Below are 21,012 nucleotides of genomic sequence, written 5' to 3' on the forward strand. Positions count from 1 at the left end.
TTGGATCCAACCTTCGGTATGCACGTGAGCGAGACCAAACGTCGAGAAGAGATTTGCCGGTTCGGCCGGTCATTATTTGAGCGGGGGCTGACACCAGGCTCGTCGGGTAACATCAGCGTACGGCTGGAAGACGGCGGGTGCTTGGTAACGCCCACGAATGCCTCTCTCGGCTTTCTTGATCCTGCCCGGATATCAAGAATCGACGCGCAAGGGCGCGTCGTTTCCGGTGATCCTCCGACCAAGGAAGTGCCGCTCCATGCTGCGCTCTACGACACCCGCAGCAGTTCGGGGGCTGTCGTTCACCTTCATTCGACGCATTCAGTAGCGCTCTCGATGCTGCCCGAGATCGACGCACGTGCGGCCTTGCCGTCGATGACGCCTTATTATCTGATGAAGTGCGGTCAGACGGCCCTGATTCCGTACTATCGACCAGGAGACCCCGCGGTCGCTTCGGCGATTACGGGGCTCGCGGGGAAATACTCTTCCATCCTGTTGGCCAATCACGGGCCGGTCGTCTCTGCCGAAGCGCTCGAGGCCGCCGTGTTTGCGACCGAGGAACTCGAAGAGACCGCTAAACTCTATCTGCTGTTGCGGGGCCTCAATCCTCGCTTCCTGTCACCAGAGCAGGAGAAGGATCTGGTCAAAACATTCGGATTGACTTTGCCGGGATCGGAACCCTTGCACGGCAAGACCGGATGCGGGTCTCACTCAAGGAAGGACGAGAGATGAACGCCGACATCATCGCCCGAGGGCGCGTTGCAGTTGTGACAGGTGCGGCGAACGGAATCGGGGCGGCTGCGGCAGGGCGTTTTGCTCGCGAAGGGATGCGCCTCGTGCTGTTCGACAGGGACGAAGATGCGCTTCGGATGCTCGCCGACACGCTCGATACCGAAATTGTCGTCGTGCCGGGCGATGTATCCCGTGAGGCGGATCTGGAAGCTTTGAGGGATGCGGCATACGGACGGTTCGGCGAAGTTGCGCTGCTGATGAACAATGCAGCTATCATCGAGCGCGCGGGCCCGTACGAGCAAATCGGCGCATGGCGGCACGCGCTCGACATAAATTTTTTTGGCGTGCTCGCTGCCCAACATCTTTTCGTTCCGCGCATGATCGAAGCGAAGACACGAAGCGCGATCGTCAATCTCGGGTCCAAGGAAGGTATTACCACCCCGCCCGGCAAAGCGGCGTACTCCGTCTCCAAGGCCGCAGTGAAGGTTCTGACCGAGCAACTCAGCCACGAGCTTTTGAAGGCGACTGAAGGTCGTGTCACGGCGCACCTGCTGGTGCCCGGGTACACATGGACTCCCATGAACTTTCCGGGCCTGAAGCCGTTGCAGGATGTGAAGCCGGAGGAGCCCTGGACGGCCGAACAAGTGATCGACCTGTTTGTCAAACGGTTTCGGCGCGGCGATTTTTACATCATTTGCCCCGACAATTCAGTCACATCCGAAATAGATGCTAGACGAATTCGTTGGGCCGCGGACGATATGGTTCAAAACAGGCCCGCGCTTTCCCGATGGCATCCTGATTGGGGGCCGCGCTTTGCGGCCTGGATGTCAGGACTGCCGGAGGAGGACTGAGATATCATTGAAATGGCGAAGTTGAGCAATACTCATGTGTTCGACCCTCTTTTTCGTTTTCCCAGCGCGAAGCGTTCTTTCATAATTGCTTGAAGTCGTTTGCGGAGCGATCTCTCGTCCGTCGTATGCGGGGAGGGAATGTGCGGGTACGACCCGAAGCGAACGCCACGCCTGGACGGAGTTTCAACATGAGCAAAACCATCACAACCGCAAAGGTCGTGTTTCTCGATAGGAGCACGATACTGCCTGACGTCGTTTTGCGCCAATTGTCATTTCCACACGAGTGGATTGAGTACGAAGCGACGCGAGCCGAGGAGGTGAGCGATCGGATTGCCGATGCCCATGTTGTGATCACAAACAAGGCGCCGGTAACTGCAAGGGGGATTGCCACAGCACGCAACCTGAAACTGGTAGCAGTCGCTGCGACCGGGACAGATGTGGTGGATATTGCGGCCTGTGCTGCCAGGAATGTGCTCGTGTCAAATATTCGGGATTACGCGGTCGACACAGTCCCCGAACATACGTTCGCTCTTCTGTTTGCTCTTCGGCGCAGCCTTCTCGCGTATCGGGACTCTGTGCGGGCGGGACGTTGGACTGAGTCGGGACAGTTTTGCTATTTCGATTACCCGATCCGGAACATCGCAGGATCTGTACTCGGGATCATTGGAGATGGTGCGCTGGGACGTGCCGTCGCGGACCTCGCGCGAGGCTTTGGGATGCGCGTCCTGTTTTCATCCTACAAAGGTGTGGAGGGAATGGGGCCGCTCTATACGCCGTTTGAAGACGTGCTGCGTCTCAGCGATGCGATCACGATCCACGCTCCGCTGACGCCAGCAACGCGCAACATGATCGGGGCGCCCGAGTTCGCGCTCATGGAACGCAAGCCGATACTCATCAATACGGCGAGAGGTGGTCTGGTTGACGAGATCGCCCTGGGTGAGGCGCTTCATTCCGGTCGCATATCAGGCGCCGCCTTTGATGTGGCTACCGTCGAGCCTCCCTCAGCCGATCATCCACTCATGCAACTGACAGGCCTGCCCAACTTCATCCTGACGCCTCACGTCGCGTGGGCGAGTCAGGAGGCGGTGCAAACGCTTGCGGACCAGCTCATCGATAATATCGAAGCGTTCTGGAATGGCACGCCGAAGAATGTTGTGATGAGTGCTCACTAGTAGACGGACCGAAGAGTCTCGCGTGACCATATATAAGTCCGCTAAGCGATGTAACCGGACCGCGCGTCGCTCAAGCCCTCGACAGCTTTTAAATTCATAGCAGACCTTGAGGGGGTACCAGTGCTTCGGCCGCTTGAACCTGGGTACCCTTTTCTACCACTCTGTTGGCTAGGGAATTTGGAGCGACGGTAGAGCGGTATCTCTTCAGGGTTGCGCTGCGCATGATGGCGTCAGCGTCTTCGAGCTGGAAGTGGTGAAGGTGCCGCCGGGCTACGCCATCGAGGCGGTGAAAATCTCGCTGTCGGGATCGGTGACAGGCCTCGCCGGTGCGACATCGGCGCGGTGCTGACGAGGCAAGATATTTCGACTATTCTTCAATGCGGGCCATCAAGGGTGGGGCAGGACAGGGCCCCGAGGGGACATCGATGAGCAAACAAGCGCTCTGGCCCAGAAGAAGGGCGCCTTGATCGATGTTCGTTCCAGCGACACGGTCGTCGAAGCCTTGCGCCAGATGCGCGACAATCGGGTCCGGTCGGTGCTGGTCATCGACGACGACGTGCTCGTCGGTATCGTGACCCAGGGTGACTGCGCTATTAAAGTGCTGTTGCCCGGGCTCGATGCGAAGACGACGCCCGTGGGCCAGGTGATGACGAGCAACCCGGTGACGGTTAAGCCGGACGATCGGCTGGAGGGCTGCATGGCAATGATAGCTACGCGCGGCTTTCGCCATCTGCCGGTGCTGGACGCGGGCAAGGTCGTAGGCGTGATCTCGATCGGAGACGTCGTCAAGAACATCATCCGCGATTTGGAGCACAACGTGGACGACCTAATGGGCTATATCATGAAGGACGGCCCCGGGGGCTAACAGACGAAATGCGGTGTCGTCGCCCCCAGATCTGCTTGTGGGCCCATCTGCGGCCTCGGGTCCGCTCTTCGGCCGCTATTGAGGGCCACCGGACATCAATTTGCCAGCCCAGCCCAGCCCCTAGTGAGAACGTGCCCTAGCGAGCGATCAGGCGCCTTCAGGTGCTCGACCAGAGTCGTGGAAGTGCCTTGACGAAATCGCGACGCCGGGGCGCGACTAGCGGGAAAACCACCACTAACCTCGAAGATGGTCCAGGAACGCTCGCAGCGCGGACGGCACTTGACGGTGGGAAGAGTAGTAGGCGTGGAAGCCCGGTCCGGGCGAAATCCACTCGGGCAGCACCGAAACCAGTGAGCCGCTCGACAATTGAGCTTCGACCCTGGCTTTCAGACAATAGAACAGGCCGACGCCGGCCTCCGCCATTCGGATCGAAAGCTCGGAGTCATCAAGAATGATCGCTCCGGGAACGTCGATGGTGAGACGTTTCTCTTGATGCTCGAATTCCCATTCGTAGATTCGATCGGTGCCAAGGCGGATGCGGATGCACTTATGGCTCGAAAGTTCTTCCGGGTGTTTTGGATAGCCATGATCTTTGAGATAGCCCGGTGAGCCGACGATGACCCATTCGAGACTGTCGCTCAGTCGCGAGGCAATCATGCCCTCGGGCACGGTCCCGCCATAGCGGATACCCGCGTCAAATCCCTCAGCGACCATGTCCACGAACTTGTCGTCGACGGCAATCTCCACCTCGATCTCGGGGAAAGCGGCGAGAAACGCTGGGAGCTTCGGCGCGAGAAGCAAGCGCGCAGCGTCGCGCAATGCGGTGATCCTGACGCGGCCTACAAGGTGGCCCCGGAACTCATTCAAGCCCTCGATAGCTTCCTCAATGCCGCGGAAGCGAGGCTCCAGCTCACGCACGAGCATTTCCCCAGCAGCTGTAAGATGCACGCTCCGGCTGGTGCGATGGAGAAGCCGGACGCCAAGCCGTTGCTCCAGGCTTCTCATGGAATGGCTGAGAGCAGAGGCGGAGACACCCCTGATGGTCGCGGCGCGACGGAAGCCGCCTGCGCGTACAATCGCCAGAAAAGCTTCCAGCTCAACAAGGTCGGTTCGGTTACTCATATCGGGATCGATGCATACGGCTCAACAGTCAGTCAATTTGCATTCAACAATCCGACCTTCGGTGACCGGCCAGACCTCGCAGCCCGTCCATCCTCCACCAAAGCACGGTCTGAGAAAAGGGTTGGTCTTCAATAGTTTCCGATGAGTTTGCCAAGTCACCTGTGGCTAGGCCGGTCAACGTCCAAGCGTCTATGGTCGAAGCTCGCCATTCCTCTGCAGCGATGATGCGCCCCATCGTTCGGTAAGACGGATTTACCTCACTTTGACCACTCTCCACTCATTTTCAAATCTGTCTGGGAAATCCCGGACCGCTGGGTGGGCCAGTGCGAACACATGGGGGAGAATGAGGATGGCTGGGCGTATCAAGGGAAAACCGACGCGAAATCTCATTCCGCCCCTGCGATTTCGTGCGAAGATTGTAGCCGGATTCGGGGCGGTTCTCGTCATCCTGGCCGTCAGCATGGCGTTCGCCTATTTCGGGTTCGAGCGTGTCTCCGATGGAGTCGGGTCCTTCCGGGTCAGTGTTTCGGAGGCCGATTTCGCGCGCAATATCGACCATGAACTGCTGGCCTACCGCTCGGGTGCTCGATACTTCGTGGTCACCGGCAAGGAAGACGATGCGAAGGCAGCGCTGGATGCCGAGGCCAGCTTGAAGAACGCCATCGATCAATCGATCAAGAACACCAAGGCGCCGGATCGCCTGGAGCGTCTCAACAAGCTCGCAAAGGAGTTCACCGGCTTTTCGGCGACATTTGCCAGAATCCTCGAATTGAAGCGTAGCAGTGCGCTGATCGTGCATGATCAAATCACGCCCAGCGCGAGCCTGCTGAAATACAAGCTGGACGATATCCGCCTTGGTGCGTCCGACGCCGAGACCCAGGCTATTGAGTTCGGTACTAAGCAGGTCAACACGCAGTTTCAGGCCGCGAACGCAGCCACCAGCAATTTCTATCTCAGTTCAGATCAATCCGTGGCAGCAAGTGCGCTCGGTGGGCTGAAATTGGCCGAGAATTCGTTCAAGGCGATCTATTCGGCGGACGAGACGGTCGTAGCCGGCCTCAGGGAAGCCAAGGCGTTGCTGCAAGCCTATCGCGAGGCGCTGGAGAAGCTCATAGCGAATGCCAAGTCCGTCGATGAGCTTGTGGCGGAGATGGGCAGCTCGGCCGGGACCATCATGCAAGGTTCGGCCGCAATGAAATCCGATCTCCTTGGCGAGCAGCGACGACTAGAAACGGAGTCGGAACAGCTCGTCGGTCGGACCGAGCAACTGATCTTGATGCTCGCTGCCGGCGGAATACTTTTTGGCGCTGTGCTTGCCTTCCTGCTCGGCACGGGCATTTCACGCCCAATGATCGCGATGTGCAACGCGATGCGAAAGCTGGCGTCGGGAGATTTTGACGTGGTGTTGCCGGGGCTTGGCCGAAAGGATGAGCTCGGTGAAATGGCCGCGGCGATGGAAGAGTTCAAGCTGCAGGCGATTGCCAAGGCTGAACGGGACGCCGCAACGGCGGAGGCGCAGAATCGGGAGCAGGCGGCCTCTCGACGCGCCGAGCTGATTCGATTCGCCGACCAATTCGAGGGCGCGGTCGGCTCCATTGTATCTAACGTCTCGGCCTCCGCAGCGCAGCTCGAGACCGCTGCGACGACACTGATGCGGACCGCAGAGACCACACAGGGCTTGTCGAGCCAGGTAGCCAACGTTTCCGGCCAGGCTTCCTCCAACACGCAGTCGGTCGCTGCCGCGACGGAAGAACTTTCTGCGTCGGTTGAGGAGATCGGTCGGCAAGTCCAGGGTTCCAACCGTATCACGGAAGCTGCCGTAGTGCAGGCCAAGGAAACCGATGATCGCATAGCCAGGCTGTCCCGCGCGGCGCAACAGATCGGTGACGTCGTGAAGCTGATCACAGCGATCGCCGAACAGACCAATCTCCTGGCCCTCAACGCCACCATCGAGGCGGCGCGCGCGGGTGAGGCAGGACGAGGCTTCGCCGTTGTCGCGAGCGAGGTCAAGTCGCTCGCGAGCCAGACGGCAAAGGCGACTGACGAGATCTCGGCCCATATTGCCGCAATGCAGGGCGCCACGAGCGAGTCAGTGGGGGCGATCAAGGAGATTGGGACGACGATCGATCAGATATCGGCGATTGCAGCCTCGATCGCGAGCGCGGTCGAACAGCAGAGCTCCGCTACCCAGGAGATCGCGCGTAGCGTCCAAACCGTCGCGCAAGGCACGCAGGCTGTGGCCGTCGATATTGGACAGGTCAATCGCGCTGCAACCGAGACCGGAACTGCTTCGGACGAGGTGCTGAGTTCGGCCAAGACACTATCGACTGAGAGTGTGCGTCTGCGGACCGAGCTAGATCGCTTCATGGCCAACATCCGGGCAGCTTAGCCCGAAAACGCTCAAAGGAATTGGCCGAATTGATCAACGCCGCAAGCGCAAGCGAAAAGGTACGGATTGGAACACCGAGCTGGCCCAATCATGCCGATCTTTTCATCTGGGCGCGTCACGCCACAAAATTATCGGTTCGTCGATTTGGCGCGCCAATCCGTCAATTCCAAAAGCGTGCGCGAGTCCGTGATGGAAGCAGAGAAGGGAACGCACGTCCTGCTGCATGGGTGCTGTCATCACCCAACTTGTTTGGACTTCTCCATCGAGCAGTCGAGTGAGGTGGCGCAAATGCTCTCTGCACGAGGATTGATCCCCCTTCATCGATCTCGCAAGGCTCGGGCGAGCGACTCGATAAGGAGGCAGCTTCATGGCTGGTACTGAAGGCAGCCGATGAGGCGCTGGTGGCATATTCCTGCGACCAAGAATTTTGGACCTTCACGGTGGGCGCGTTGGAGCGCTCTACGTCGTGGCGCGCAACGCGTCGGCTGCGAACAAAGCCGCGAGCAATATGGCAGCCATGGCACGTGTCAACTCGCCCCCGCTCTAAAGGCTGTGGTTGCCTGTGACAGAACAGCGTGCCTGGTTCCCCGCCGGTGGATTGTGCTTTGACAATAAAAATGAGGTAGCGAAACGGCCGACAGACGCGCAGTGGCCGATAGCCCGCTGCTCAAAATCACGGGCCGACAGTGAAGCTTGGCGATCGGTCGCTCGCGCCGTTGGCGCACCGCGAAAAGTCACGCTCTGAGCGACCCTGATCGAGGACAGTGCGCAATCGTCTCACCTTAACGGCAAGCCCCAGATCGTTCTTTAAGGCCGGCCTCTCGGAAGTCGCGCCGTCGTCTGCCCTCTTCAACGACAAAGGCTGCGACGGCGACCGCTTTCGTACCGAAAGCGTAGATCGCGGCAAAGGCCGTTTGCAAACAAATCGAACAGGTAACCCTCCACAGCTTCAGTGAGTGTGCCTACAACAGGCGCAACGTTATCGAGCGCTGTTTCTGCCGTCTTAAGGATTTCAGGCGTGTTTGACACGACAAACTCGCAAGAACTTCTTGGGTTACCATCGACCTCAGTCGATTCGACCAATTGAGTCTGAAACCTAGCAGTAGATTTATAGCCAGTGTGTTGCCAGTCTGGCCCATGGCATAAGCTCGCGCATTAAAACTCGTTCTGTTGTGGCCTGGAATGTGCGCCGGATCCGCTGAGATCAAGGTATTCCAAAGGTAAATCACTTTACGAACCCGAGATTGACTGCTCCTACATGAGTAGTCCTTGAGGCGCGATAGAACATGCGACAGTTGAGCTTCTCAACCGCATCGCCAAAAAAGCTGGACGTTGATTTTTTTTCGATTTGTTTGTGCAGCCGCCGAAAGGCGCGAGGTCACCCGGTGGACTGGAGCATTCTGTTGGCATTGGAAAGTGCGACCGGCGCGGCCTAACGCCGTAACTCAACGTCGCATTATTCAGGTCGGAAAACCGGCCGGCCAAGGGTTTATTGAAGTCGACCGATGAGCCGCGGTTCGGAAGGATGAGGATCTTCATCTAGTGCCCCGCCTGCCAATCCTCACTTTGGGCGTGGCCGCCCTGCATATTGTGGTTTGACGCCCCTCTCCGCATTTGACGGGGACGTAGTCATGGCACTGGGGAACGGCCGACGAGAACGGTGAGCAGCCCGTCGCCCCAGAGGCGCGCCGCTGCTCTCTTGGCATCCTCCAAGGTCACAGCATCCACAACCTCGTCGTGTTTCTCGAGGTAGTCGATCGGCAGCTTATCAAGCTGATGCTGCAACAGCGTTCGCGCAAGCTTCGATGTAGTGCCGAGAGCTAGTATCTGGGAGCCCTTCACGTAAGACTTCGCATCATCGAGTTCCTGCGGGGTCGGCCCGGTCTCGGCAATGTGACGGACCTGCCTCTCAATCTCTTCGACTGTCCCGCCTGCGCGATCGGCATGCGTGCCGCTATAGCCGACGAAGACGGATGAATGATCCATCCAGACCAGCCGCTCGCCGATAAAATAGGCCAACCCGCGCTTCTCGCGGACTTCGCGGAAGAGCCGCGAAGTCAAACCGCCGCCAAGGATATGGTTGACGACAAAGGCTGACATGAAATCCGGCTCGATGCGCCGAACGCCCGGACCACCGAATGTCACGAATGTCTGCGTGACATCGAGGGGAATGAAAACGCGCTGCGGTGGCTTTGTTGCGACAACGTCGGGAATCGGCGTCAAGTTCGACTTGTCTGACAGGCTCGAAAAAGTGCAGTCGAGCAATTTGCACAGGTCCTCTGGATCGATGTCGCCGACCACCGCGATCTTGAGTGTGTCTTTTGCGATCACGCCTCGGACATAGCCCTTGAGATCCGCCAAGTTGATCTTTGGCACGCTGTCGAGGGTGCCTCCGGCCTGCCGAGCATAGGGATGGTCCTGGAAGGTGATTTCGTAGAACTTGCGAATTGCGAGCGACGAAGGATCGGTCAGCTCATGCCGAAGGTTCGCAAGCTGGCCGGCACGGATCCGTTCGACATCCGCCGGGTCGAAACGCGGCGAGGTCAGGGCCATCCGTAAGAGGTCAAAGGCCTCGTCTTTGTTGTCCTTTAGCGTGCGCAAGCTACCGCCGAAGTGATCACGATCCGATTCGAAGCTCAACTCAATGGCACGGCGGTCGAGCCGCTGATGAAACGTCGTGGAGTCCAGATTGCCGGCGCCTTGGTCGAGCAGCCGAGCCACCATGCGGCTAACGCCGGATTTGTCGCTCGGGTCCTGTGTCGCTCCCCCGCCGAAGGCATATTCTACAGCAATCAGGGGGACAGTCGCATCCTGCAACAACCAGGCCTCTATACCGCCACTCGAGACCACGCGTTTGATCTTGGCCGCGGCAAGCGTGCTGGTGGCAGCAAGCGAGTTTGGTGATGCGAGCACTGCGATTGAAGCTGACGCCCCGGCGAGGAGGACGTCACGTCGTGTGCAAGACTGGGCCAATATCAGCTCTCCGCGTGTCAATGGGTAGGTTCCTTGACGAGATAGCCAGTCACGGAACGCTTTTTGTCGAGCCACTTGCGCGCGGCCGCGGACAGCTGCGCGGCACTGACTTCGCGGATGCTGTCCGGCCAGCCTCGGATTTCGTCGATGGTCAGTCCTGTCGTGAGCCGGCTGCCGTACCATAGCGCGAGCTTTACTTGGTCGTCCCGGGCATAGATTGCTTGAGCGAGCAGCCGCGTCTTGACGAGCTCGATATCCTCTGTGCGCGCAGGATGCTGGGCAATACCGGCAATCACGCCGTCGATGACGTGTTCAATCTGCTCGAACTCGATACCGGGCTCTGGTGCAACTGAGATTGCGACCAGCGATGAATCGAGCGCGGTGGGCTCGTAGCTCGCCCAGGCGCGACTCGCGAGCTTTTTGTCGATCACCAGCGCGCGGTAGAGATATGAGTTGATGCCGCCGCCCATCAATTGCGCGAGCACGTCAAGCACGGGACTTTCGCCGGCGAGCGCGGTGCGCGCCGACGGCACCAGATAGTGGCGGTTTAGCTCTGGCTGCTCAACGCGGGGATCGGCCAGCGTTATGCTGCGTGGCGCAGCCGGAGGCGGCTCCTGAGGTCGCAGGCGCTGCGCCGGAATCTGCGGTTGAGGGGGAATGCCGCCAAAACTCGTCTCCACCATCGGGCGGATCTCGCCCGCCTCTACATCGCCAGCGATGATCAGAACAGCGTTGTTTGGTGCATAGAACCGCTTGTAGAAGCCGAGCGCGTCTTCACGGCCAAGCTTTTCGATCTCGTGCCGCCAGCCGATAACGAGGCGGCCATAGGGGTGGTTGAGGTAAAGCGCCGCCATCATCTGCTCGGCGAGCCGCGCACCTGGATTGTTGGCGACCGCCATATTTAATTCCTCGAGCACGACGTCGCGCTCGGACCGCACGTCCTTATCTATAAGAACGAGATTGGTCATGCGGTCAGCTTCAAATTCCAGCATCTTGCCGAGCTGCTCGCGCGGAAAATGCTCAAAATAGCTTGTAAAGTCGGCGCCGGTGAAAGCATTTTGGTGGCCGCCCATGCGCAGCACGGCCTGGGCAAATGCACCCGGCGGATTTTTGGATGTGCCCTTAAACATCAGATGTTCGAGGAAATGCGCGAGACCCGATTTTCCGGGTGGCTCGTCGGCAGAGCCGACGTTATACCAGATCATCTGAGTTACGACGGGCGTCCGATGATCCGGAATTACCACGACTTGGAGTCCGTTCTGAAGCTCGTAGCTGGCTGGTCGCTCCCACCTGGCCTGGGCAAAAACGCTGCACTCGTCAGAACCGCGTTGGTTAGGAGTAGTGCTATCCCTCGTTCTCTGTTCGACCAGCGCCGGCCGCGTCATTGGGTCGAATGCACCAGCAACGGACTCTTCCGTCTTGGCGTTGACCGAACTCCCATCACTCATGGCAGCGCCTTTCGTTCCATATGTGTGCACGTCCTGCGACGGAACAGGTCGAGACCTGGCAGCCGCCCCTCCGAAATGCAATGGAGCAAAGGCTGTGCCATTGCCTTGGGATCGGTCAGCGCACGAGGCACACTGATGTGAAGTGAAACCAGCGCTTATCCCGTCAAAAGTACGCAACGCTTCGTGGCGAACTCGACATGGCGCAGGGAGCCTACCTACAAATTTGTCGAGATTGTAGGGCGACAGCTTGCTGGCATAGATTAAGGTGAGACTTGACGACAGCTCACTTGCTGCCAGTTGTTATGACACGTTTCGCTCCTGTATTTTTCCGTGTTCTGGGTTTGCTATTCTGACGGCTGGTCGCACGCAAAGCGGTAAAGCCAACGAGCGTCAGCTGCTTCTGGCATTCAACCGGCGTGCCCGGCCGCCAAAAGCGGCGAACGACACGAGGGACCGCGGCCCGAGCGCTCCTTCAATAGTTCAAGCTGGCGCTCAAGCAGAGAATGATGCGGGTCCGTGATAGTCAAGTGACACACGACCCGCTCATCTTTGGTAGGCTCCTGCACCAAAGCCACGTGCCGGCCGTCCGCGGCGACAGCTATCCATTAGGGTTTCAGACCACGCAGAAGTGGGATCAGACCTTAGACTTCGCTTCCGACAACAGCGGAGCCGCCCACATGTGATTCGCCGCAAGTTCCTCGGCGAAGGAGGCTGCTTACAATTCATCGCGGGGAGCGGACGTCCTCGCCGCCGAATTGCTCGAGAAGCCAATCTGCAAACGCTCGTACCGCCGATCTTTGTCGGCTTGCGCGCGGGTAGATAAGGCGATGGCCGACGTATCGAATATCCTTCGCGCGTCCGGTTAACGGCGCCACCAATCGCCCGCTCGCCAGTTCGCGCTCGGCCAGAAGCGTTGATTCCAACGCCACTCCCAGTCCCTCTGCGGCCGTTGCAATTGCCAGAAAGCTTCGATCGAACCTCATGCCGTGGAGCGCAGGTGCTTCCAATCCGTTCGCCGTGAACCATTGGTGCCACTGAACCTGCTTCACGTCGGAACGGATGAGCGTATGATGGAGGAGATCGGCAGCTTCCTGATCGATTTTGCAAGCGCGGGGGAGCAGAGCGGGGTCACGGTCTCTTCCGGCAGAGGAACAATTTCGACACCTTCCGCTCGAGGCGGACCGTAGACGATGTCGATATCAAAATCATCGTTGCTGAAGCGAGCGTCGTCCGTGCTCGCAGCCAGCCGGACTTCGAGCTTCGGGTGGGTGGCGAGAAACTGTGCGAGTCTCGGCGCAAGCCATTGTGTGGCAAAGCTCGGCGCGGAATGAACGCGGACCAATTGCGGTCCGCGCGCGGCAACCTCCTCAAGTCCGCGGCGAAGCTGATCAAACGCAGCGCCGGTATGACGCATCAAATTCTCGCCCGCCGGCGTGAGCCGCACGGAGCGCGCGCTGCGCTCAAATAGAACGGTCCGAAGCCTGCCCTCGAGCTTGCGGATGGCATGACTGACCGCACTCGGCGTCAGGTGAAGCTCATTCGCCGCATCGCGAAACGATCCGGTGCGGGCCGCGGCTTCGAAAGCACGAATTGCCGATATGGGGATGTTCGACAACATGCCATAAGTGAACCAGATTCATCGATCCGTGACAACTGTGCGATTGTCAGTCGGCACTGCGCAGGTCAATTCTTGTCCCGCTAATGAAGAACAATGTGCGGGAGGAACCGATGCTGCTCAGCGGCAAGACTGCCATCATTTCGGGCGCGGCTTCGCCGCGCGGGATCGGGCTTGCCACCGCCCGGCGGTTCGCTGCCGAGGGCGCTCGGTGCGCCATTCTGGATATTGATGCCGACGCTGCTGCGGATGCCGCAGCATCGCTTGGAAAGTCCCACGTCGGGCTTCGGTGTGACGTTGCGGACAAAGCCTCCTGCGAGCAAGCCGTCGCCCGCGCGCTGGATGCGTTCGGAAGCGTCGACATCCTCATCAACAACGCCGGTATCACCCAGCCGGTGAAGCTCCTCGAGATTTCGGCGGCCGATTGGGATCGCATCCAGGACGTCAATCTGAAAGGGGTTCTGTTCCGGAATTTTTGGCGGTCCGCACTATTCGGCGGCGAAGGCCGGCGTGCTGGGTCTCGCCAAGGCTATGGCCCGCGAGTTCGGCCCAGACGGCATCCGGGTCAATTGCGTGACGCCCGGCCTGATCGACACCGATATCACCGCCGGCAAGCTGACCGACGATGAGGACAAAAATCCTGGAAGGTATTCCGCTCAATCGTCTCGGCACGGCAGACGACGTCGCCGGCATCTACACTTTCCTGGTCTCAGATCTCTCCGCCTACGTCACTGGCGCCGTGATCGACGTCAATGGCGGAATGCTGATCCACTGAGACGAGACAAGGTCCAGGTCCATGGAAAACTCTACCAAGACGCTGACAAACACGCCGAGCCTGCCGGATCGGGCCTACAACGTTCGCCGCAATGCGCTGCGCATGGCCGAGGTTCAGGGCCAGGGCTATATCGCGCAGGCGCTCGATATCTCCGACGTTCTCGCAGTGGCTTACTTTCACGCAATGCGTTACCGGCCTGAAGATCCGTCATGGGAGGAGCGGGACCGCTTCCTACTGTCCAACGGGCACTGCGCCATCGCGCTTTACGCGGCATTGATTGAGGCGGGCATCGTCCCTGAGGAAGAACTTGAAACCTACGGAAGCGACGAGAGTCGCCTGCCGATGTCGGGCATGGCTTCCTACACGCCCGGAATGGAAATGTCGGGCGGCTCGCTCGGGCTTGGGCTCAGCATCGCCGTCGGCATGGGCCTCGGCCTCAAGCGCAAGAAATCCGCGGCGCGGGTGTACACCTTGTTCTCCGATGGCGAGCTTGACGAAGGCTCGGTCTGGGAAGCCATCCAGCCGGCCGGTCACTACAAGCTCGACAATCTGATCGGCATCGTCGACGTCAACAATCAGCAGGCGGACGGTCCTTCGACGCAGGTCATGGCCTTCGAGCCGCTGGTCGAGAAGCTTAAGGCTTTCGGTTGGTTCGTGCAACGCATCGACGGCAACGATCGCGATGCCGTGGTGGCTGCGTTCGATGTCGCCAAGGCACATTCGGAGCCGAAGCCGCGGATGATTGTTGCCGACACGCTGATGGGGAAGGGCGTTCCCTTCCTTGAGCAGCGCGAGAAAAATCATTTCATCCGCGTCGAGCAGCACGAATGGCAACTCGCGCTTGCCGCGCTGGAAGCCGGGAGGCAGGCATGAAGATCGTCAGATCAGCACCACAGCCGGGTAAGCCGCGCCTGACCACCTCCGCCATGATCGCCTCGATCGCGACGGAGGGACAGAAAACGAAGCCGGCACCCTTTGGGCACGCGCTCGTCGAACTCGCACGCAGTCGTCCTGATGTGGTCGGTATGACGGCTGATCTTGGCAAGTACACCGACCTGCACATCTTCGCGAAGGAATTTCCGGACCGCTACTATCAGATGGGCATGGCTGAGCAGCTGCTGTTCGGCGCCGCTTCAGGCCTTGCCGCCGAAGGTTTCATGCCGTTCGCGACCACCTACGCCGTATTCGCGTCGCGGCGAGCTTATGATTTTATCCACCAAACGATCGCCGAAGAAAACCGCAACGTGAAGATCGTCTGCGCATTGCCTGGGCTGACGTCGGGCTACGGCCCGAGTCATCAGGCCGCAGAGGACGTCGCGCTGTTTCGCGCGATGCCCAACATGACGGTCATCGATCCCTGCGACGCCCACGAAATCGAGCAGCTGGTGCCTGCGATCGCAGCCCATCAGGGGACCCGTCTACATGCGCCTGCTGCGTGGTCAGGTGCCGGTCGTCTTGGATGAATATGATTACAAGTTCGAGCTCGGTAAGGCCAAGCTGAACCGCGACGGGAATCATGCCCTGGTCATCTCATCCGGCATCATGACCATGCGCGCGCTCGAAGCCGCACAAACGTTGAAGAACGACGGTGTGCATATCGCCGTGCTGCATGTTCCCACCATCAAACCGCTCGATACCGAAACGATCTTGAGGGAAGCGGCGAAGTCCGGCCGCCTTGTCGTAGTTGCCGAAAACCATACGATGATCGGAGGCCTGGGAGAGGCGGTTGCCGGACTTCTGATGCGTTCGGGCGTCCATCCACCTTTCCGCCAAATCGCCTTGCCTGACGAATTTCTTGACGCTGGCGCACTTCCAACACTGCACGACCGGTACGGGATTTCCACCGCAGAGATCGCAAGACAGATCAAGCAGTGGCTTTAGTGCGACGGCGCTAAGCGTCAACCCGACCAAGCCCTGGTGAGGAGCGACATCCGTCGCATGTGCGGCGGTGAGTGATGGCTCCTGCCCAAATGCTGGCGCTCCAGAGCTGGCGAACGAAAAGCCGGAAAGCCGCACGCTCGTTTGGAGCCTGATGCAGTCGGCACCTACGTCAATGCAGGATCAGGAGGAAAAAATGACAGTTTCGAAGTCCGGAAGCATCAGCCGCCGTACGCTCTTGATGGCGGCTACGGCCGTACCTCTCTGCGGGATTATGACCCGCCCGGCATCCGCCGCCGAGTTCGTCTACAAGCTCGCTACAGGACAGGATCCGACCCATCCTGTCAATATTCGCGCGCAGGAAGCCATCGACCGCATCAAGGAAGCGACCAGCGGCCGGCTGGAGATCAGGTTGTTTCCAGCCAACCAGCTGGGCTCCGATACCGAGCTCTTGACCCAGGTCCGCAGCGGCGGCGTCGAGTTCTTCAACCAGTCGTCGTCGATCCTTGCCACCCTGGTGCCGAGCGCCGGCATCGTAAATACCGGATTCGCGTTTGCCGACTACGAGAGCGTGTGGAATGCGATGGACGGCGACTTGGGCACCTATATCCGGGCGCAGATTGCCAAGACGCCGATCATGGCGGTATCGAAAGCCTGGGACAACGGCCTTCGTCAGGTGACGTCCTCCGGCCGCGAAATCCGGACGCCGGATGATCTGAAGAATTTCCAGATCCGCGTACCACCCGCGCCTCTGTTGACCTCGCTCTTCAAGGCGCTCGGTGCCGGGCCTACACCAATAAATTTCAACGAGGTCTATTCCGCGTTGCAGACAAAGGTCGTCGACGGCCAGGAGAATCCGTTGCCGATCATCGCAACCGCGCGGCTCTATGAAGTGCAGAGCACGTGCAGCCTGACCGGGCACGTTTGGGACGGCTATTGGGTGCTGGGCAACAAGCGTGCCTTCGAGCGCCTGCCTAAGGACGTGCAGGAGACCGTGACACGCGAGCTCGATCGCTCTGCTGCGGATCAGCGCGCCGACATCGCGAAGCTCAGCCAGTCCCTGCGCACCGACTTCTCGGCCAAGGGTCTCAAATTCATCGACGTCGATCGCGCCGCCTTCCGCCAAGCCTTGTCGAAAACCAGCTTCTACGCCGACTGGAAAGCCAAGTTTGGCGCTGAGGCATGGTCGCCGCTTGAAAAGGCCGCGGGCCAGCTATCATGACAAGCGTGAGTCATACGCCGCATGCCGATGCAGGTGTGGCGGCCGGCGCGTCGCAGTCCGGCCGGCGCAGTTGGGTGGTTACAGCCAACAGTGTGCTCGGCCATATCGTCGCTGTACCAGCAGCACTGCTCGTGCTCGCGGAAATCGCGGTCCTATCCGCAGGAATCGTAAGCAGATATGTGTTCCGCTCGCCGATCGTCTGGTCCGATGAGCTCGCCGGCATTCTCTTCCTCTGGCTCGCTATGCTGGGATCAGTGATTGCGTTTCAGCGCGGCGAGCATATGCGGATGACTGCCATCGTCGGGGTTCTCAGTGTGGAAACTCGTGTGTTCCTGGATGTCATCGCGGCTGCGGCATCGCTGGCATTCCTCGTGCTTGTCGTCTGGCCGGCCTATGAGTTCGCCGCCGACGAGGCCTTCGTCACGACTCCGGCGCTCGAAATCGTCAACAGCTGGCGTGCGGCGGCGTTGCCGATTGGCATTGGACTGATGCTGGTCGCCGCGGTCCTCCGGCTCATCCGTATCGCGAGCCTGCGCAGCTTGCTGGCTTCGGTCGCAATGGTCGCAGGCCTCATCGCGACCTTCGTTCTGCTCGCTCCCGTCTTGAAGCCGCTAGGCAATCTGAATCTCCTGATCTTTTTCGTTTTCGTCGTAGGCGCGATGGTCTTTGCGGCCGTGCCGATCGCGTTCGCGTTCGGCCTTGCCACGGTCGGTTATCTCGCTCTGACGACCAGCACGCCCGACGTCGTCATGATCGGGCGAATGGACGAGGGCATGAGCCACCTGATCCTCCTCGCTGTGCCTCTCTTCGTCTTTCTCGGTCTGCTGATCGAGATGACGGGCATGGCACGTGCCATGGTCAGCTTTCTGGCAAGCCTTCTGGGCCACGTGCGAGGCGGGCTGCATTACGTGCTGGTCGGCGCGATGTATCTGGTCTCGGGTATTTCCGGCTCCAAGGCAGCAGATATGGCTGCGGTAGCGCCGGTCCTTTTTCCCGAGATGCGGCAGCGTGGGGCAAAGCCGGGCGATCTCGTGGCGCTGTTGGCCGCAACAGGCGCGCAGACCGAGACGATTCCTCCTTCGCTGGTCCTGATCACGATCGGCTCGGTAACAGGCGTGTCGATCTCCGCGCTGTTCACTGGCGGGTTGCTCCCCGGCGTGGTGCTTGCGGTCATGCTCGCGGCGGTCGTGTGGTGGCGTTACCGCGGCGAGGATCTGTCCCACGTCAAAAGAGCGACAGGGCGGCAGATCGGCCGCGCCTTTGTGATCGCGATACCGGCCATTGCGCTGCCATTGGTAATTCGGACGACCGTCGTCGAAGGGGTTGCGACGGCAACGGAGGTCTCGACCATCGGCATCCTCTAACCGGCCTGTGCGGGTCTCTTCATCTACCGCCAGTTCGACTGGCGCCGTATCTATCCGATGCTGGTCGAGACGGCTTCGCTGTCCGGGGCGATCCTGCTCATCATCGGCGCAGCCACGGGATGGCATGGGCGCTGACGCAACCGGGATTTTCTGCCTCTCTTGCCAAGTTCATGACCGGTCTTCCCGGCGGTGTCCCTGTCTTCCTCGCGGTCTCAATCGTAACTTTCGTGATCCTGGGCAGCGTGCTGGAAGGTATCCCGGCCATCGTGCTGTTTGGCCCGCTGCTGTTCCCGATCGCGCGGCAGGTCGGGGTGCGTGATGTCCACTATGCGATGGTCGTTGTTCTCGCCATGGGCATCGGCCTGTTCGCGCCGCCGTTCGGCGTTGGTTATTACGCGGCCTGCGCAATCAGCCGCATCAATCCGGACGAAGGCATGAGGCCCATCGTCGGCTACATGATCGCGCTCTTGATCGGCACGTTGATTGTCGCCGCCGTACCCTGGTTGTCGATCGGCTTCCTTTGAAGGCGGGACGCCTCGCGGAACGAAAGCGAGCGCTGCGGCTGGATCAGGGCGCTGAACTCCTCCTGGAGCCCGTCCGCCTTGGGTTGCGGTGCTCGCAATGGGCCGAGAAATACCTGGCAGAATTTTGATGAGGGTCGAGGCTTCGGTCGAACGTGAGCGCCTGAGATTGATGTCCGCGTCAATTCCTGCGGGCTCGCTAATGTCTGGTGCGGGGTGCGGACGCGGTCCCCTTGTGAGCAACGTTATCGGCTCAATCCAAAGCCTGCGTGTCCCCGAAATTATCAGCCAGTGCGGGACCGCCGGCGAAGGACGCGGCATCGAACCTGTGTGCTTCGGCCGGCTGCGCGAGTTCCTGATAGTATGTGACGTCGACAATGTGGCTCGTTATCGACAGATCGACACGCCACGGCGCTGCGCAGCGATGGACCAGGAGAATATCTTATGCGCGTCGAGAGGCGCACGCGCGAAAATGTCTCCATATCAACGATCGAGCAGGATGGTCGTTCAACCGCGATAGCGAGCCCGCCGCCTCTCATTGGACAGAGCGGTGCTACAACAAACGATGCGTTGGCGACGAAACAATAGCACGCTGGTTTTCTCCACGCGGCGAAAAATAGTGCGTCTTGGACTCGCATGCTTGCACGATCTCTGAGAGGATTGATCGTCACGCAATGGTGACAGCGGGAGCGACTGATGATGCGCAACGAAATCTTCGACAAAGTAAGGCGTTCAAAAAGGCGCAAGCTTGTCGATCGGTTGTGTTCGTGTCTCTCCTGAGTCGGCTTAACCGGCAAGGCGATCTTGTGAGATCGCTTTAGCTCTCTCTATCAATAACGCAAACCGTGGCTGAACAGCAGAATGGGCACCCGCTTTTCCGAGCGGTGTGATCGCCGGATGCTGTGCCGCTTTGGTCCGGCGCCTCTTTCGCCGCAACGTGAGCACTTACAGAGGACGAACAGGATGTCTTTGAACAACCAGCCGCTCAAATTTGCCTATTGGGTACCGAACGTATCGGGAGGGCTTGTGATTTCGTCGATCGAGCAGCGTACCGGCTGGGATATCGACTACAACCGGAAGCTTGCCCAAATTGCCGAAAAGGCGGGCTTCGACTATGCGCTCAGCCAGATTCGTTTCACGGCCGGTTACGGGGCCGACAACCAACATGAACCGGTTAGCTTTTCGCACGCGTTGCTGGCTGCGACCGAAAAGCTCAAGGTGATTGCAGCTCTCCTGCCCGGTCCCTGGAATCCGGCGGTGGCCGCCAAACAGATTGCGACGATCAGCCAGCTCACCAATGGGCGCGTTGCGGTCAACATCGTCTCGGGCTGGTTCCGCGGTGAATTCCATGCCATCGGCGAGCCCTGGCTCGATCACGACGAGCGCTACCGACGTTCAGAGGAGTTCATCCGAGCCCTTCGCGGGATCTGGACGGAACAGAGCTTTACGCTCAAGGGAGACTTCTATCGGTTCAATGAGTATTCACTGAAGCCGAAGCCTCTCGATCCACTGCCTGAGATCTTCCAGGGCGGCTCCTCACGCGCCGCCCGCGACATGGCAGCCCGCGTGTCCGACTGGTATTTTACCAACGGGAATACGCCGGAGGGGCTGAAAGCGCAGGTCGAGGACATCAGGTCCAAGGAGACGACTTTCGGCAAGAGCTTCAAGACTGGGATCGGCATCAACGCATTCGGCATCGTTCGCCATACCGAGAAGGAAGCGAGGGAAGTCCTGCAGGAGATCCTCGAAAGAGCAATTCCTGACGCGGTCCGCGGCTTTCACCATGAGGTTCAGAATGCCGGCAATGCAAGTCCCGAGCGCGAGGGCAATTGGGCGAAGTCCACATTCCAGGATCTCGTTCAATACAACGACGGCTTCCGCTCCAATCTGATTGGAACACCGCAGCAGGTCGCTGAACGGATCATCGAGCTTAAGCATGCCGGCGCTGACCTGATTCTGCTCGGATTCCTGCATTTCCAGGAAGAGGTCGAATATTTCGGCAAGCATGTGATCCCGCTGGTTCGTGAGCTCGAGGCAAGAACGCCTTTGCGCGTTCAAGCCGCCGAGTAGCCGCAAGCCGAGGGCGAG

11 protein-coding genes and 4 pseudogenes are annotated in these 21,012 nt (G+C 59.6%); 11 read left to right on the forward strand and 4 right to left on the reverse strand.

The features are described from left to right. The first annotated feature begins 24 nt into the window (after positions 1-24). From GGD61_RS24550 to GGD61_RS24565, 4 genes are all read left to right on the forward strand, one after another. Positions 25-729, forward strand: a complete 705-nt coding sequence (locus GGD61_RS24550; RefSeq protein WP_183231339.1) for an aldolase — start codon at positions 25-27, stop codon at positions 727-729. Beyond that, complete coding sequence (locus GGD61_RS24555) at positions 726-1,580, forward strand: SDR family oxidoreductase (RefSeq protein WP_183231340.1); 855 nt, start codon at positions 726-728, stop codon at positions 1,578-1,580. Before GGD61_RS24550 ends, GGD61_RS24555 begins: the two co-directional genes overlap by 4 nt. Positions 1,581-1,768: 188 nt before the next feature. After that, positions 1,769-2,752: a D-2-hydroxyacid dehydrogenase gene (locus GGD61_RS24560; protein ID WP_183231341.1), complete on the forward strand. Its 984-nt coding sequence runs from the start codon at positions 1,769-1,771 to the stop codon at positions 2,750-2,752. A 463-nt stretch (positions 2,753-3,215) separates the two neighbouring features. Continuing rightward, positions 3,216-3,617 carry a CBS domain-containing protein gene (locus GGD61_RS24565; protein WP_246786007.1) on the forward strand — a complete coding sequence of 134 codons (402 nt, stop codon included), beginning with the start codon at positions 3,216-3,218 and terminating at the stop codon, positions 3,615-3,617. 234 nt (positions 3,618-3,851) lie between these two features. Here the strand turns inward: GGD61_RS24565 and GGD61_RS24570 are convergent, their stop codons facing one another. Further along, entirely contained in the window at positions 3,852-4,739 is an 888-nt protein-coding gene (locus tag GGD61_RS24570; protein WP_183231342.1) for a LysR family transcriptional regulator, read from the reverse strand. A 349-nt stretch (positions 4,740-5,088) separates the two neighbouring features. On the opposite strand from GGD61_RS24570, the gene GGD61_RS24575 reads away from it, so the two are divergent. After that, positions 5,089-7,128: a methyl-accepting chemotaxis protein gene (locus GGD61_RS24575; protein ID WP_183231343.1), complete on the forward strand. Its 2,040-nt coding sequence runs from the start codon at positions 5,089-5,091 to the stop codon at positions 7,126-7,128. 1,629 nt (positions 7,129-8,757) lie between these two features. On the opposite strand, the gene GGD61_RS24580 is transcribed toward GGD61_RS24575, so the two are convergent. The 3 genes and pseudogenes from GGD61_RS24580 to GGD61_RS24590 form a co-directional block, all read right to left on the reverse strand. Further along, positions 8,758-10,041, reverse strand: coding sequence for a pitrilysin family protein (locus GGD61_RS24580; protein WP_183231344.1), 1,284 nt, complete (start codon positions 10,039-10,041; stop codon positions 8,758-8,760). Positions 10,042-10,118: 77 nt separating this feature from the next. After that, positions 10,119-11,486: a pitrilysin family protein gene (locus GGD61_RS24585; protein ID WP_183231384.1), complete on the reverse strand. Its 1,368-nt coding sequence runs from the start codon at positions 11,484-11,486 to the stop codon at positions 10,119-10,121. 785 nt (positions 11,487-12,271) lie between these two features. Next, positions 12,272-13,167 (reverse strand): annotated as a pseudogene (locus GGD61_RS24590) (LysR substrate-binding domain-containing protein). Positions 13,168-13,277: 110 nt separating this feature from the next. On the opposite strand from GGD61_RS24590, the pseudogene GGD61_RS24595 reads away from it, so the two are divergent. From GGD61_RS24595 to sfnG, 6 genes and pseudogenes are all read left to right on the forward strand, one after another. After that, positions 13,278-13,939: pseudogene (locus GGD61_RS24595) on the forward strand (SDR family NAD(P)-dependent oxidoreductase). A gap of 21 nt (positions 13,940-13,960) precedes the next feature. Then, on the forward strand, positions 13,961-14,812 hold the full coding sequence (locus tag GGD61_RS24600) for a transketolase (RefSeq protein ID WP_183231345.1): 852 nt from the start codon (positions 13,961-13,963) through the stop codon (positions 14,810-14,812). Continuing rightward, positions 14,809-15,820, forward strand: a pseudogene (locus GGD61_RS24605) (transketolase family protein). Before GGD61_RS24600 ends, GGD61_RS24605 begins: the two are co-directional and overlap by 4 nt. 193 nt (positions 15,821-16,013) lie before the next feature. Next, on the forward strand, positions 16,014-17,039 hold the full coding sequence (locus tag GGD61_RS24610; RefSeq protein ID WP_183231346.1) for a TRAP transporter substrate-binding protein: 1,026 nt from the start codon (positions 16,014-16,016) through the stop codon (positions 17,037-17,039). Next, positions 17,036-18,927 (forward strand): annotated as a pseudogene (locus GGD61_RS24615) (TRAP transporter large permease subunit). Before GGD61_RS24610 ends, GGD61_RS24615 begins: the two are co-directional and overlap by 4 nt. A 960-nt stretch (positions 18,928-19,887) precedes the next feature. Continuing rightward, on the forward strand, positions 19,888-20,994 hold the full coding sequence (gene sfnG, locus GGD61_RS24620; protein ID WP_183231385.1) for a dimethylsulfone monooxygenase SfnG: 1,107 nt from the start codon (positions 19,888-19,890) through the stop codon (positions 20,992-20,994). Positions 20,995-21,012: the final 18 nt, after the last annotated feature.

Source organism: Bradyrhizobium sp. SBR1B (genome assembly GCF_014198205.1).
Taxonomy (GTDB): domain Bacteria; phylum Pseudomonadota; class Alphaproteobacteria; order Rhizobiales; family Xanthobacteraceae; genus Bradyrhizobium.

Excerpts from the sequence above, each read along its gene's own strand:
- GGD61_RS24585 (WP_183231384.1), bottom strand. The coding sequence starts at position 11,486 with ATGACGCGGCCGGCGCTGGTCGAACAGAGAACGAGGGATAGCACTACT.
- GGD61_RS24560 (WP_183231341.1), top strand. The coding sequence starts at position 1,769 with ATGAGCAAAACCATCACAACCGCAAAGGTCGTGTTTCTCGATAGGAGC.
- GGD61_RS24570 (WP_183231342.1), bottom strand. The coding sequence starts at position 4,739 with ATGAGTAACCGAACCGACCTTGTTGAGCTGGAAGCTTTTCTGGCGATT.
- sfnG (WP_183231385.1), top strand. The coding sequence starts at position 19,888 with ATGTCTTTGAACAACCAGCCGCTCAAATTTGCCTATTGGGTACCGAAC.
- GGD61_RS24600 (WP_183231345.1), top strand. The coding sequence starts at position 13,961 with ATGGAAAACTCTACCAAGACGCTGACAAACACGCCGAGCCTGCCGGAT.
- GGD61_RS24610 (WP_183231346.1), top strand. The coding sequence starts at position 16,014 with ATGACAGTTTCGAAGTCCGGAAGCATCAGCCGCCGTACGCTCTTGATG.
- GGD61_RS24575 (WP_183231343.1), top strand. The coding sequence starts at position 5,089 with ATGGCTGGGCGTATCAAGGGAAAACCGACGCGAAATCTCATTCCGCCC.
- GGD61_RS24555 (WP_183231340.1), top strand. The coding sequence starts at position 726 with ATGAACGCCGACATCATCGCCCGAGGGCGCGTTGCAGTTGTGACAGGT.